Raw genomic sequence first — 13,276 nt, forward strand, 5'->3', positions numbered from 1 at the left:
AAAATCATCCTCCAATTGCTTTGTTCCCTCTTTTCTCCCAAAATCGTATGCCCGCAAAGACTGAATGAGGGGCAGCATATAAATCCATGCTTTTCTTCTCTCTTCTTTTTCAATCCGAAAACCATTGACCCTGTAGGAACGCATACCGGCTGCAAAATAAAAAAGCAGACTGGCCTCCGGATAATTCATAAAATAAACGGTATTTCCCTGCGGCCGCTGCTTATAATAACACTCCCTGTAACGCAGCGATATCATAAAATACGTTTGAATCATGTCATTTGCAAAATCCATTCCTTTGACCGGCTGGTCAATGACCATTCTTTCAGAAAAAGGCGTATACCGGATTTTCATGTCCTCACCCTCCTGCTGCCGCGACTGTAGCCTAATGGGGCAATTTTATGCTCCAATGCGATCAGTGCTCTCTCAATCTGAGCCACACCGATGCCATCATTGCCAAAGGTCATATCCTCTGTTTCAGCAATGGCCTCACCGGTCCCGTCCCTGGCCAAAAGATACGCCGCATACCGCCTGTTTTTCTTCTCGATTTGAATTTCCGCTCTGTAGAGATGATCTTCTTCCCTGAGGACAGGTTTCGGGATCACTATTTTATTTTGTTCCGGAACAGGCGCCAGACTGCTTATTGCTTCCGGTGTATAACATCTGAGTGTTTGTCCTTCATAAAAACTTTGAGGCCGCGTGCCGTATATAAAACTGTACATTTCTGCCGACTGATAAATATCTGCATAAAGTCTGCGCATGCAGGCGCTGTGATCTCTCATGCACTGCCACATCCGGTTTTCTTCGGCGCTGCCCTCAAAAATCATATCTTCTGTCAGGCCTTCCACCTCCATATGATGTTCCACGTCAGCATTCTCTTCCGGACCATTTTCACGCAGCCATTGCTCACGCAGCATAGGCTGTTGTAAAAGCCAGTCCACCAGATACGGCAGTGCATACCAGAAAAGGCGGTTCATTTCAGCCGGACAGGCAATGCCTTCCACCGCATAAATATTTCTTCCCTGTCTGTCCATACTGCCGGAAAATCCGCTCCGCACAAGCGCACTGCCATTCTCGTCATAGAGATAATAAAGATTATACAGACTTTCATTCTCCAGATACTGCTTCAATTCTGATTTCTGCATCATCTGAATCAGAAAGGACATCTTGTCTTCGGTCACCCGGTCAACATACTCCGGTTTAAAAATCCATCGATAATCCCTGTCATAATCCCGTGTTCGAAGCAAAATATCTACCTTCATCCGCTGATACCTCCGCTTTCATCCAAATGATCACGATATCTTTGAATCCGCTGTCTGATGCCGGCCTGCTCCACAAGGTCATTCATCTGCTCACTAAGTGTCATTATTTCTCTGTTCTTCTCTTCAATTTCATTTAAAATGCCTGTCACTTTTTCTTCCGGACGGGGTCTCTTTTTCCATTGAGAAAAAAGATTACCGATAATTGTGTTGTTTCGTCCCTCTTCAATGAGACGCTGGGTCAGGCTTTCTTTTTCCCGATTCACCTCTTCTTTCCACTGAGACAAAATACAGGCCACCGCATAGACAAGCGCCGTCTCAATATTGTAAGGCTGAGGTGCATGCCCCTCTTTAATTACAGGACGCATAATCAGTTTACCCTCGGAATCACAGGTACTGTTCAGACGATAGTTGCCTTCGCCAATTGCCGAAACAGGTATTACCCCAAAACTCCAGCCATCCTGCACATGATTCTGTACCATCTGATAAATCATTCCGAACGTCTGCACCGCTCTCTCCGATAAAACAGCGAAGTTATTGCGCTTCATTTCTTTCGGAATACGCTCATCGTCTGTTTTTGTCAATACAAATAATACCGTCAGTGGACGATCTCCCATCTCACGGTTTAACAGGTTAAACAGCGGATTAATCTTTGTGGCACCGGTCATCTGCTGCCATTCAACAACATTTTTTCCCTGACACAACACCGTAGCATCTGCAAAAACCAACACGGCATCACTGCCAAGAAGCTGATTTTTCAAGGCTTTAGCGCCGGAAGACATATCTCCCCGGGCATTCAGAATATTCAGGACATCGCCGCCTGCATAATCTGTAAAATCAAAGCGGCAGATTTCCTTGCCTCTGTTCTGCAGTGTCAGCGGGAAAATCGTTGTCTCCAATGTACCATCTGCAAAATCAAAATCTTTTCTATTGATTAATGCAATATCCGCAATCTGACCAATCTGCTGATAACTGTTGCCGGAATCGATGGACGGCACCAGTGATAAGCCGTGAAAACTATCCATAATCATGGTCTGATACACACCGGATAAGAACGAAGTTTTTCCCGAACCGGAAATGCCAAGCATCGTAATTCTGATTTTTTTATCTTCCTGCGTCTCGGCCTTCACATGTTCTGTCCGGTCAGCACCATGATCCTGATCAGAAACACCTTCCATCTCCGATGCATCCCCGGTGCTGTCGGCATTTTTTTCATCTGCACCGACAGCCGGAGAATTACTCTCCTCTGCCATTCGCCGCTGGCGGCGTCTGCGGCTTAACTGGCCAGACAAAGACATCTCCTCTTCCACTTCATTTGTATTGAATTCTTTTTCGCCCATAAGCACTCCTTTCAGACCGCTGTATCCTCTTCATAATCATAAAAATCAATGACTTTCTCCAGGCTGCCCGGCTGCTGATTGCCGGCAATATCCACATAGACAATCTTAAAATCGCACCTGCGCTTCAATGCCTTTATGTGATTGACCAACTGCTCAACTGCTTCACTGTCTGTATTCAACGGATAATCACTGATAATAACCAGGCGGTATACATCCTTTATCTCTTCTTCCCACCGATTTTCCTCACTTCCCGGCAAATAATCCTCTAAAAGTCCGCAGCAGAGCACTAACATCTCTGTCAGGTCATATTTCTCAACATTTTCATCCAACCCGGCACGAAAGCCAAAAGGATACTGCTCAAAAGGTCTTGCAAAAGCATTTTGATTGCCGTACACAAAGGCCTGGCTGTATACTGCCGCTCCCTTATTTTCATAAAAAGCCTGCACCTGATTCAGCATTTCTGTCATCGGAGACATTCTGACAGTGCCTGTCTGATTTGAACTTTCCCGCTTCATCAGGCAATAACACACAGACAGATTTTGTATATTTGATTTTTCTTTTTCCATGACTTCCTCCTATGCAAGCGCCATCAACAATTGGTTTTTCAACAACTGATTGTCATCCATGACTTGTCTGCCGTTTTTCTCTGTTACTGTCTTCAAATACCGTTCTTTGATGACATCTTCAATATCAAATACAACCGCCGTCTTCGCACGGTCTGTTTTTCCATCTGCATCCACCATTCGAAACATGTATTCACTGCCCGAATAAGCCGTTGGAACAAATAATACCGCTGACCTGATGGGTGTCTCATTTCTGCAGAAGACACGTTCTAAATCTTCGTCTGTAGGACTGCTGTCCGTAAACAACATTAAAACTCTTTCTCCCGCCGGCACTGCAGACAGCTTCTCCAGAGACGTTCCGACTGCTGTTCCGAGACGCTCATAACTGTCTACACCGCCGCCGCTCACCTCATGTGTCAGCATTGCATCCAATACATCTGTTGATACCGATGTAAAATCTTTACCCTTCCACTGCTTACTTTCTACTCCATCCGACAAAAATGTCACACCGAAACGAACACGTCCTGTCCCAGACTGACAGGCCTGCATCACATCCCGACAAAAAATATAAATGACAGGCAAAATATTTCTCATAGAAGATGTATAATCAAATACAAAATCGATGGTTGTGTCATTCTGCAGACCAATTTTGACATTGCGATGACTGTTTCCAGATGTTCGGATACCGACTGTCGGATTAAATAACGGATTGTTATCTGCTCCGGGACGTCCGCCTCTCCGTACCGGCCGCCCTGTCGGTCTTTGCGGTCCTCTGATTGGTTCTGTTCCCCATTCTTCCTCTCTCATCGTCCATTCTTCCTTTCAAAATCTGATTATTCAATTCTGTCAATCACAATTTTGACATCTGCATCATCAATTTCCATTCCCTCTTCCAGATTGTTTCCTGATGCCCCGCGCACCCTGCAGTTTTCATTCAAAGGCATAAATTGCAGAACACAATGGCCATCCGGTCGAATAATATAATAAAAAGCGCCAATTTCCTTCTGCACCATCTGACTGCCGGATAAACAGTCTGCACCCATGATATTTTTACCGTAAATCAGCGGAACTGCTGAATTGGCATTCACACAAAAGCTTTGACGGACATCTTTCAGACCTTCACTGCTGATATGGCAATACACTTTACGAAAAGGCAGAGCTTTATCAAAATCATACCCACACTCCAACCAGTTTTTTAAATAGTAACTTTTGTACCACGATGTGTCCACCGCTTCCAGAAATTGCTGATAGTCTTCAATGACCTGGTCGATATCTGTGTAGCCCTCTGCCGTATTGGTGAGCAGTTTGCGCATGATTTCCACCAGTTTAGAATACTCCTGTGCTGTCTCCGAATTTTCACCCATATTCAATCCAAAAGCTTTGTCCTGATCAGACAGATAACTGTCGTCTTTGAAATATGGATGTCCCTCCATGATTTCATATATAATCAGGCCTGCTGCATAAAGATCCCATTGATGGCTGAACTGCCGCCTTGTATCTTCCGGAAAATTTTTGAGACGATAAGCCTCCGGATGAACATATCTTGGAGTTCCGCCCAGGTACACATTATCTTCCCGGATATGATTCTGCGCAACCAGCATATCAAAATCAATGATTTTCAGCTGTTGGAAAAGCATACCGTTCTCCCATTCTATTTTCACCATCATATTGGACGGCTTGAGATCACGATGGACATAATAACTGTTGTTGTAAGGTTTCGCATAGGCTCTGATGGCCAGAAGCAGCTGACGGATCAGGTCCAGGCAGCGCCATTCCTTTTCTCCTCCGTCTGACAGATTATGGATAGCTGCTATATACTCACCCAGTTCCTGGCCTTCCACCAATTCCAGTACAACAAAAAACACAGGTACGTTGCCGCATATCTCCTCTCCGGAAGTAATAGTCTGCATCAAAAATGGTGAAGCGATACGCACTGCTGCCTGCTGCTGCAGCAATGTCTGCTCGCGCTGCAGATCCCTTTCTGCTTTCTTACTTTCTGTTGAGGATGTTTTCTTTTTCTCAGTGACCGTACTGCCATCATAAACCTGTTTTTTGGTTTTTCTCTGACTCATCAGCGTCTCAAGATCACCATTATGTGTTTCACCTTCTGCGCCGATGTGTTTTGTGGTTTTTTCAACCATCTTTGCCGCTGTCTGGGGCTGCGCCTCCTGCGGCTCAAAGCGCCCCACATATTTCACCATGTATTCTCTCTGTGGACACTGATGTCTGCAGGAATGGCAAAACAGATTTCTGCCAAGCTCCGGCTCATCTTGATAAGCCTGACAAACCGGACGGGCTTTTCCCATATATTTCAGCGGATTGCCATGTACCGGCTTCGCATCTTCTGTAAACATCAGGCAGGACCATTCTCCATATTCCTTCGGCGGAATTGCATTGATAACGTCTCCCTTTTTAAACATGCGCTGCTGCCTCCTCTTTTGCTGATGCATCACTCTCATCTGTCTCTGTTTCATCGGCATTGTCCGTCGGATTAAGATGATTGTTATTATAAATTCTATTGCAGACATCGATCAGATCCTCAAACATCGTCGCACCATAACTGGATGTGCCGCTGCCGTCCACCTTATATTTATTCAGAACAATAATATACTGCGGATCATCTGCCGGTACGTAAGACGTCAGCCAGATATTGTTATAACCGCTGTAACCGCCGGCAGAACTGTCAATCTGGCCTGTACCGGTTTTGCACCCAATGCCGATACTTTGACCATTCACAACAAGATCCATCCCGGATTCCTGCTTCAGCGCCTCACCTTTGCCTTCCATGGCGTCTCGAATAACCTCGGATGTCTCCGGGCTCATAATATGCATATAACCGGTGTCTATTTTCTCTTCCTGAACAATTTCACCTTTGCTGTATGTGCTTCCCTCTGCAGTTTTTTTCTCCTTGGTTCTGTAAACCTGCTGAATCATATGTGGCTTTGCAATCTGTCCGTCACAGGCAGCTCCCATGGTCAACATCGCCACATGCATGGCACTCATCTGGACATTTTGTTGCCCGATGGCTGTCCTGGCCAGTTCTTCATCATTATTATTAAAGTCATATTTTGAAAGCATCATTCCAAAGTCAAAGTACTGCGGTGTGCCGATACTGCATCTTTCCGCCAGTTCATCCATCCTGGCTTTTCCGACATCTTCAATGGCTTTCTTCGCAAAATAAACATTGACAGAATCCATAAAGGCCTGTTTGAATCCAATCTCACCATAGACCTGTCCGCCTGCATTCGGAAGCACACTGTTCTCCAGCTGCAGATAACCTGTACCGTCATATACCGTCTCACTCAGACAGCTTTCGCCTTTCTCAATAATACCAATACTGGTCAGAATCTTAAATACACTGCCCGGCATACGCGGATGAAGCATCGGATAAGTCTCACTGTGAAGGGTATTCTCCACAATATCTTCCCAGGTTGTTGTGTTATGATTTGCCGCCGCATAAGCTGTCAGAAGCTCCGTCACATCAAAGGACGGTGTATAGGCCCATGTCAGCACACGTCCTGTCTTTGCTTCCAGAACAACAATAGAGCCTTCATCCCCGGCGCCATTGCCCGTACACGCATTTTTCAGCTTACTGTAACAATATTCCTGAAGGTCCGAATCCAATGTTGTCTGAATCGTACATCCCTTATTTGTACCCGGAAGCGCATCATATAACCATGCCTTACTCGTTTTTCCCAGAAGATAGCTGGCATCTTTAGATGCAAAGCCGATGGCCTGGGTATAAGCTTCCGCATCTTTATAATGTGCATAACCATCTACAGAATCGGAAGTCATGATGACTGTATCGTTTCGATCCGTGATATCGCCCTGAATAATATTTTTTTCTCCATATGCTATTTTACCTTCTGCCACACTGCTGGCAACCGAAGCTTTTTCTTCTTCCGATTTAAAAATATTGCTTCCGGACGCAAAGTACAGCTTATAGGTCAGAATGCAGGCTGTCAGCATCAGGCCTGCATAAGCATAAGCTGCCTTCTTTCCCCAACATTTCTTTAGAAATTTTATCAGTTTCCTGATCATTGTACTCCTCCATTTTACGATTCACCGGAATTCTCCACATCGAGAATAACCTGGAACTGATCTGCTTTTAATCGGACTTCTGACTGCAGCTTTACAGTGTGCATTGCTTTCCAGGTATTGCCGTTCTCAACCACCAGTTTTTTCTTCTCTGACTGTCTCTTTTTACCATCACCGGACAATTCTGCACTATACACCATGTAATTGCCCAGAGCATCTTTCTGAATATAAAACCATGCTCTGCTGACACTGGCCGCTTCATCAGCCGGTGTTCCCTCCGGAACAACCACAACATCATTGCCGCTGCCGGCATTTCTTCCAAATTGGAAAGGCAGTTGATCATCCGTAATCCACCCCTGTTGAATCCGTTTATTATTTTGATGTACTTCGTAAACAATCATCTTCTGCTTCTTATTAACAGTTGTCTTTTTCCCGCCCAACCGTATATAATCTTTCAAAAATATAAGGACAATCAGAATACATACAATCAGCAGAATCAACCCCATCAGATCTGTAAAAAAATCCATAACATCCTCCCCTGTTCTCTATTTTTTGCATTTAAAATACACAATGCCTGCCGCCGCTGTCAACAGAATCATCAGAATAACCACAATCAGCGTCACGACACCATAACCGGCAAACCAGGCAAATACCAGTCCCGCCAGGAAACCTGTTCCCATTGCCAGACCCCACAATCCATAATCAGCCAGCGTATCCGGCACCCATTGATTCATCATCCCGGGAAGATTCTGCGTATCTATTTCAGATGGGCTGCTTTCTTTCTCCGATAACTTATCAGAAATATTTCCGGATTTCTCCGGCAGCGTCTGACTGTGTGTTTTGCCCGTTTTTTCTTCCTTGTGTCTGCGCCCAACATATCGACGATAATCATGATAGGCATCATATGGGCAATTGGCAAACAGCTTGGTAATGCCTTTCTTTTCATACAGTGTCTCAAAATCCTCTGTCCGGACTTCCCGCCAGAAATCCCTGCTGAAAACATCAAAAACCGAACCGCCATACGCCTTGGCTACACCACAGATTTCTACACGTTCTGTCACATCAAATATCGAACGATGTTTCCAGATAAATTGAAGCAACTGCTGCATCTGAATCGTTGTTTCCAGCATTTGGCCGGCATCCCCACCGGCATCGGGATCCGGTACCATAAATTCCACAAGCCTGATCAGATAATTCCAGATTGCTTTCGCTGCTGCCGATGAATTTTGAAGATTGATATCTGTTTGAATGCATTGTGCCATGGCATTCACCCATTGATGGCCCCTCTGTGCATTCATTTGTCGGACATCCATCTTCAGTAATTCCTGACAGCCCGGCGGCGCTTCAGCTGCAAACTGCATATCCATCAGCCAGTCCCGGCCCTCTTTTGAACCATATTCAACGAAATCCTGATAATACGGTATTGAAATGTCTTTCATCCACTTCAGATAAGAAGCCACAATTTTTGTCTTACCTGCACTGAGCTGATCCATCAACTGCCAGTTTCTCTCCAGGCTCTGCTTATAACCGCTGCTGCCGCTTTGCGGCAAGCCGGCCGCTGCCGAAATATATTTTTCCATCAGTGTCTGGACAAAGGTTCTGGTTTTATCTTTTGTGTCAATCTGATGCATGCACTGACAGAGCAACTGCCGGCAGCCCTCATCCTGCTTCAGTCTTTCTTCCAGAAATGGCTGGATTCTCAACAATGTTTCCTGCGAGAACGGAAGCATCTCGCCTTCCCGGAGGCAGTATGTATAATAATTCCAAACAATCGCATCATAATCGTCTGTCTCCTGCCGACACAATTGTTCCATCATCTGTTCGTATTCAGCCGGATTCTGCCGGAATAATTCCGTCATCCGGTTCAGAAATACGGTTTCTTCTTCCGGCAGCTCCGACCTTATCCACGGATGTGCCGGATTCATATCAAATTGCCAGGATTGATGTGAGGAAGTTCGAAAATAGAAACGGACATTCTCCATATCCTTTCCGGCTTTTGCAAGATAATCTGCCTTCTTTCTATAAGGCTTTGGCAAAAGATGATACACAACAGCCATGATTTCTCTGGCTGCTGCATTATAATCCTCCTCTTCTTCCCCCATGACAAAACATAGACACGAAGGCGCTGAACTATCACAGACATTCTGCAGTACCTGATATAAAAACTGTGTCAGGCGTTCACCCGTCAAATGGTATTTCCGGCAAATCGCAGACAGATCACAGGTTTCTGTTCTAACAGTCACCGGCGACAGATGCTGTGCCAAATGAACTTCTGTCACATAATCCTGCAGCGGCCATGACAGGCAGTCCATAAATCCATCACTTTCTTTTTCATCAGGCATCACAGCATGTATCCAGTAACTTGTTCTGGCATCTCCTGTCTGTGTACACGGTACGGTCATTGCTGACACATAGCACCCCAGATGACTATTATATAATACCATTTCTACCGGCTCATTCAGTTCCTGCTTCATCCAGTTTGCAGCCAGTAGCTCCAGTGCGGAGGCCGTCCGGGCTGTTTCTGTACTATTGCCTTCAAAACGCATTCCCTGGCCATAGTTCGTATAATAAAACTGCTCAAAATGTATTATTCGTTCCATCTATGTTCCTCCGCATATCTGAAGATCAGTTCCAGCAATGGCTCTTCCACACGTATCGGATTGAAATCTCCGGTTAATCTGGATTCACGGCTTTCCTCCCAATCACCTTTTTTCTCACTGTCAGCAGGTACTTCCGCCGGACATCCAAGGGCTGCAATCATATGAAGAGAACAGGATTTAAAGACATTGTCAAAAATCTGCATATTAAATATCTTCTCTTCAAATAATTTACGAATGGCAAGGTTTCTCATATTCCGCAGATTATTGTCCACCTTTTCCTCATCCATAAAAAACAAATTGCCTTTGTTGTATTCTGCAATCTCACGGTTGCTGCGCAATTCATCGCATTTGGAAATTGCCAGCGCCACATGCATCTGCTGAAGTTTCATATCTTCCACATAAGAACGCAATGCTGTCAGCACTTCCATGGCCGAATTTTCACGGAATGTCTCCATATCCCCATCCCGGACATTCATAATCTGTGCCAGCGTTTCCTTTTTAAATTTAAAGTTTCTGGCCTGCACGCTGCTCTGTTCCTCCACGGAAAGCATTCTTGCCCTTTCATAATAGGCATCAATATCCTCATTGCGTATGCATAAATACTGATTCGTGAGTCCTTTTTTCAACCCGGTTCTATCCGGTTCTATCATATAAATGACACCGTCCATATACTTCATGTAATAAACAAGCTCTGCATCCCGCTGAGATTCTGTGATAACTTCTCCTGCCGCATCATAAATACCAACCAGTGCCTGCCGCTCCTGTTTGCCGTGCCAGTTCATTTTCAGGAAAATCGGTGGAATAAACTGTTTATGCGTACCGCCCGGACAGATATTTTCCCGATTAAATTTCTGGAGCATTTTCCCGAAATCATCCTCCATGCCCAGATGATCCTGCAGCATGGAAATAAAATCCATCTGACTCACATGACTGTTCAAACCTTTGCCCCTGGCATCATTCAATGTTCTGAACCAGGATAAAGCCATACAGGTTTTTCCGCCGGACTTACTGGCTGCCAGTGCAATTTTAATCAACGGCAGTTCAAATATTTCTTCAGGAATACGGTTATAGCAGCTCGGGCACACCGGATAGGTAATGGCAATGCGTTGACCATCTTCCCTGATTGTAAACTGTGTCGGTTTGCGATTCTTCATTTCTTTGATAATCTCACATACAACAAAATGATCAGATGGCACATCACTCAGCGTATTATCAATGCCCTGGCCCGGACGAATTTCCTCATCATTCTCCCCGGAATGGTTCTTTGCAGCCATTCTCCGCTCATACTGCTCTGCATCCTCTGCCAGTCTGGTCCGCTCATTCTCCATTTCCTTCAGAGATTTCACAATTCGCTTCTCCAGTGTTTCCGGAGAAAGTTTCCTATTATACCGTGACCAGAAATTGTAAAAATGACGGTCTTCTCTATTCACTGCCAAAAATGCTTTCAGTTTCGGCTGACTGGGCTCATTTTCAACTTTTACATAATATTTTATTTTGTTTATATCCAGTTCACTCATACAATACGGGCAACAGCACGACATGTCCATGTCCATCTCCTCCTCTGTCTCTATCTTTCAAAATGCAGTTTGATTTCTGCATAAGCATGATCCCGCAGTCTGAAAACCACGTCTTCATCATATGTAAATTCCAAAATGCGCTGATTTTTTCCCTGCCAGATTAATATCGGCTTTTCTGCGATTGCCCGCATCCGATTGTCATCAATAGCAAAAATACGAATATCCGTTTTCTGCCCGATAATTTCCGGCAGCGTCATCCAGACCTCATTTTTTGACAGGAATTTCAGCGTATCCAGTGAAAAAACACCGGAGGCCATTGCACCATAGGCTTCTTTACAGGCTCTTCGCGTCTCATATTCTCCATGTCCGTCTGTCACTGTGATACTGATATCTTTTTCAAAAGGCACTTCTTCCCGATAAGCAATTTCCTTCAATGTATTCAGAATTGTACTCATTTCAGCGCAAAGATTTTCAACACTGACGGCATCCACTTCAATTTTTGACAGGATATCCTGTCTTTTGGCAGGGTCCAGATAATTTTTGGGGTTCTCCATGCCACTGTGACTGCCGCTATCCACTTTAATACTGGCGTTTCCCTGCATTTTCAACAGATTCTGACTGACTGCACCCATGATCACCCGCATCGTATGAATATTTTCACAGCACGGCTCCTTAAACAGGTTCTCAGCTTCCTCTGTCATTGTCCGGATATCATCAACATCATAGGCACTGGCTTCTCCATCCTGGCGGATGCGTTCTTCTGCTGCCTGTGCGGCCATTCGTATCTCATGCATGGTATTCTCTGTTTTTCTTGTCAGAAGTTCCAGACGCTTGCAATATTTGTCCACTTCTTCACGCGCCGCCAAAATTTTTGTTGTTTTGGCTGTTGCTCCGACTGAACCTGTCTTCTTTTTAAGAAGCAGCACAGCAATCACCGCAACAACAATTACTGCCAATGCGACAATTCCGATGCCCAGTCCTTTCTCCGTTCCTGCTGCCGCTATGATACTCATTTCTGTAACCTCCTCATTTCCCGCCGGATCTACAATCGCAAGGGTAAATTCTCCCTTTGATTCAGCATTGTTTATGCTCACGCACTGTTTCTGTGTATCCAGAATAATCTCACATCCCGCTTGGTCTTCTACTTTATACTCAAACAGTGGACTGGTCATTTCTTCCTGAATCCACTGATTCAGCGAAATCTCTTTCTGCAGTTGCCCATCGCTGTCTTTTTCAAGTTTCACTGTTTTTTCTTTGAATGTCGGCCATGCAGCTGTTACTTCCTCACTTGACAGTTCTTCAGTTTCCGCTGTTCCATCTTTTTGAGTTATCTCCGCCTGGACTTTGTAGTCTTTCTTCCATGCTCTTGCTGCAATGTCATACGTCTCACTGGCATACCAGTTTTTCCGAGCTGTTTTTGTCAGCACGACATCATATACATGGTCCCCTTTCTCATCTCTGAAAGTTACTGTGAGCTGAATATCTGTGCCGTCATCTACATGATAACCGGCAATGGAGGGGTTCGCAAAAAAAGTACATTCTGACTGATCGTCTGCCCCGGGGAGCACAAAAACCCACTGTTCCATCTTTTCCTCCTGTCATTATCCTGTCATATTCTTCAGCGTATCTTCAATACGCTGAATCTGCGTCTCGCTGTCCTCATACCAATCCAGCAGCCACAAATTCAAAATGTTCCATCCCATTCTCTGCAGAACATTCTTCTGCAGAAGATTTCTGTCCCGCACAGTATCCTGAAGTGCAGAGGCATCATCATCAAACATAATTCCCAGACAATATTCGTCTGTTTTCTCCGGATGATGCACCGCCACATCAATCCGGAATTTTCCTGTTCCAATATTTATATCTGCTTTCCAGCCTTTTTCCCTCAATTTTTCTGCAATTTGTCGATTAATTGTTTCTTTTTCCTTCGATGCCGAACCAGGTTGACAATCCAAAACTGCC

General features: G+C 44.8%; 12 protein-coding genes. All 12 read right to left on the reverse strand.

Going from position 1 to position 13,276, the window contains the following annotated elements; genetic code table 11:
* On the reverse strand, positions 1-351 hold a 351-nt coding region (locus WMO25_RS07245), incomplete at its 3' end, for a hypothetical protein (RefSeq protein WP_349084743.1).
* Positions 348-1,259 (reverse strand): hypothetical protein, encoded by a 912-nt coding sequence (locus WMO25_RS07250; RefSeq protein ID WP_349084745.1) that lies wholly within the window; start codon positions 1,257-1,259, stop codon positions 348-350. The genes WMO25_RS07245 and WMO25_RS07250, both read right to left, overlap by 4 nt.
* Positions 1,256-2,596 (reverse strand): TRAFAC clade GTPase domain-containing protein, encoded by a 1,341-nt coding sequence (locus WMO25_RS07255; protein WP_349084746.1) that lies wholly within the window; start codon positions 2,594-2,596, stop codon positions 1,256-1,258. The genes WMO25_RS07250 and WMO25_RS07255 overlap by 4 nt, the downstream gene beginning before the upstream one ends.
* 11 nt (positions 2,597-2,607) lie before the next feature.
* On the reverse strand, positions 2,608-3,162 hold the full coding sequence (locus tag WMO25_RS07260; protein ID WP_349084748.1) for a hypothetical protein: 555 nt from the start codon (positions 3,160-3,162) through the stop codon (positions 2,608-2,610).
* A 9-nt stretch (positions 3,163-3,171) separates the two neighbouring features.
* On the reverse strand, positions 3,172-3,966 hold the full coding sequence (locus tag WMO25_RS07265; protein WP_349084749.1) for a vWA domain-containing protein: 795 nt from the start codon (positions 3,964-3,966) through the stop codon (positions 3,172-3,174).
* A 26-nt stretch (positions 3,967-3,992) separates the two neighbouring features.
* The gene (locus WMO25_RS07270) at positions 3,993-5,579 is read right to left on the reverse strand and encodes a protein kinase domain-containing protein (protein ID WP_349084750.1); all 1,587 of its coding nucleotides are present in this window, start codon (positions 5,577-5,579) and stop codon (positions 3,993-3,995) included.
* Positions 5,572-7,200, reverse strand: coding sequence for a penicillin-binding transpeptidase domain-containing protein (locus WMO25_RS07275; RefSeq protein WP_349084751.1), 1,629 nt, complete (start codon positions 7,198-7,200; stop codon positions 5,572-5,574). Before WMO25_RS07275 ends, WMO25_RS07270 begins: the two co-directional genes overlap by 8 nt.
* 14 nt (positions 7,201-7,214) lie before the next feature.
* The gene (locus WMO25_RS07280; RefSeq protein ID WP_349084753.1) at positions 7,215-7,724 is read right to left on the reverse strand and encodes a hypothetical protein; all 510 of its coding nucleotides are present in this window, start codon (positions 7,722-7,724) and stop codon (positions 7,215-7,217) included.
* 18 nt (positions 7,725-7,742) lie between these two features.
* Positions 7,743-9,797 carry a hypothetical protein gene (locus WMO25_RS07285; RefSeq protein WP_349084754.1) on the reverse strand — a complete coding sequence of 685 codons (2,055 nt, stop codon included), beginning with the start codon at positions 9,795-9,797 and terminating at the stop codon, positions 7,743-7,745.
* Positions 9,785-11,344, reverse strand: coding sequence for a hypothetical protein (locus tag WMO25_RS07290; RefSeq protein ID WP_349084756.1), 1,560 nt, complete (start codon positions 11,342-11,344; stop codon positions 9,785-9,787). The genes WMO25_RS07285 and WMO25_RS07290 overlap by 13 nt, the downstream gene beginning before the upstream one ends.
* Positions 11,345-11,364: 20 nt before the next feature.
* Complete coding sequence (locus WMO25_RS07295; protein WP_227082535.1) at positions 11,365-12,900, reverse strand: hypothetical protein; 1,536 nt, start codon at positions 12,898-12,900, stop codon at positions 11,365-11,367.
* A gap of 15 nt (positions 12,901-12,915) precedes the next feature.
* Positions 12,916-13,276, reverse strand: a 361-nt coding sequence (locus tag WMO25_RS07300; protein ID WP_349084757.1) for a PDDEXK-like endonuclease domain-containing protein, incomplete at its 5' end; no start/stop codon positions are given.

This window comes from Coprococcus intestinihominis, from assembly GCF_040096555.1.
GTDB classification, from domain to species: Bacteria; Bacillota; Clostridia; order Lachnospirales; family Lachnospiraceae; genus Coprococcus_A; species Coprococcus_A intestinihominis.

What these genes read in the sequence shown, in the direction of transcription:
- WMO25_RS07250 (WP_349084745.1), bottom strand. Translation starts at nt 1,259, where the DNA reads ATGAAGGTAGATATTTTGCTTCGAACACGGGATTATGACAGGGATTAT.
- WMO25_RS07265 (WP_349084749.1), bottom strand. Translation starts at nt 3,966, where the DNA reads ATGAGAGAGGAAGAATGGGGAACAGAACCAATCAGAGGACCGCAAAGA.
- WMO25_RS07285 (WP_349084754.1), bottom strand. Translation starts at nt 9,797, where the DNA reads ATGGAACGAATAATACATTTTGAGCAGTTTTATTATACGAACTATGGC.
- WMO25_RS07255 (WP_349084746.1), bottom strand. Translation starts at nt 2,596, where the DNA reads ATGGGCGAAAAAGAATTCAATACAAATGAAGTGGAAGAGGAGATGTCT.
- WMO25_RS07260 (WP_349084748.1), bottom strand. Translation starts at nt 3,162, where the DNA reads ATGGAAAAAGAAAAATCAAATATACAAAATCTGTCTGTGTGTTATTGC.
- WMO25_RS07270 (WP_349084750.1), bottom strand. Translation starts at nt 5,579, where the DNA reads ATGTTTAAAAAGGGAGACGTTATCAATGCAATTCCGCCGAAGGAATAT.
- WMO25_RS07275 (WP_349084751.1), bottom strand. Translation starts at nt 7,200, where the DNA reads ATGATCAGGAAACTGATAAAATTTCTAAAGAAATGTTGGGGAAAGAAG.
- WMO25_RS07290 (WP_349084756.1), bottom strand. Translation starts at nt 11,344, where the DNA reads ATGGACATGTCGTGCTGTTGCCCGTATTGTATGAGTGAACTGGATATA.
- WMO25_RS07280 (WP_349084753.1), bottom strand. Translation starts at nt 7,724, where the DNA reads ATGGATTTTTTTACAGATCTGATGGGGTTGATTCTGCTGATTGTATGT.
- WMO25_RS07295 (WP_227082535.1), bottom strand. Translation starts at nt 12,900, where the DNA reads ATGGAACAGTGGGTTTTTGTGCTCCCCGGGGCAGACGATCAGTCAGAA.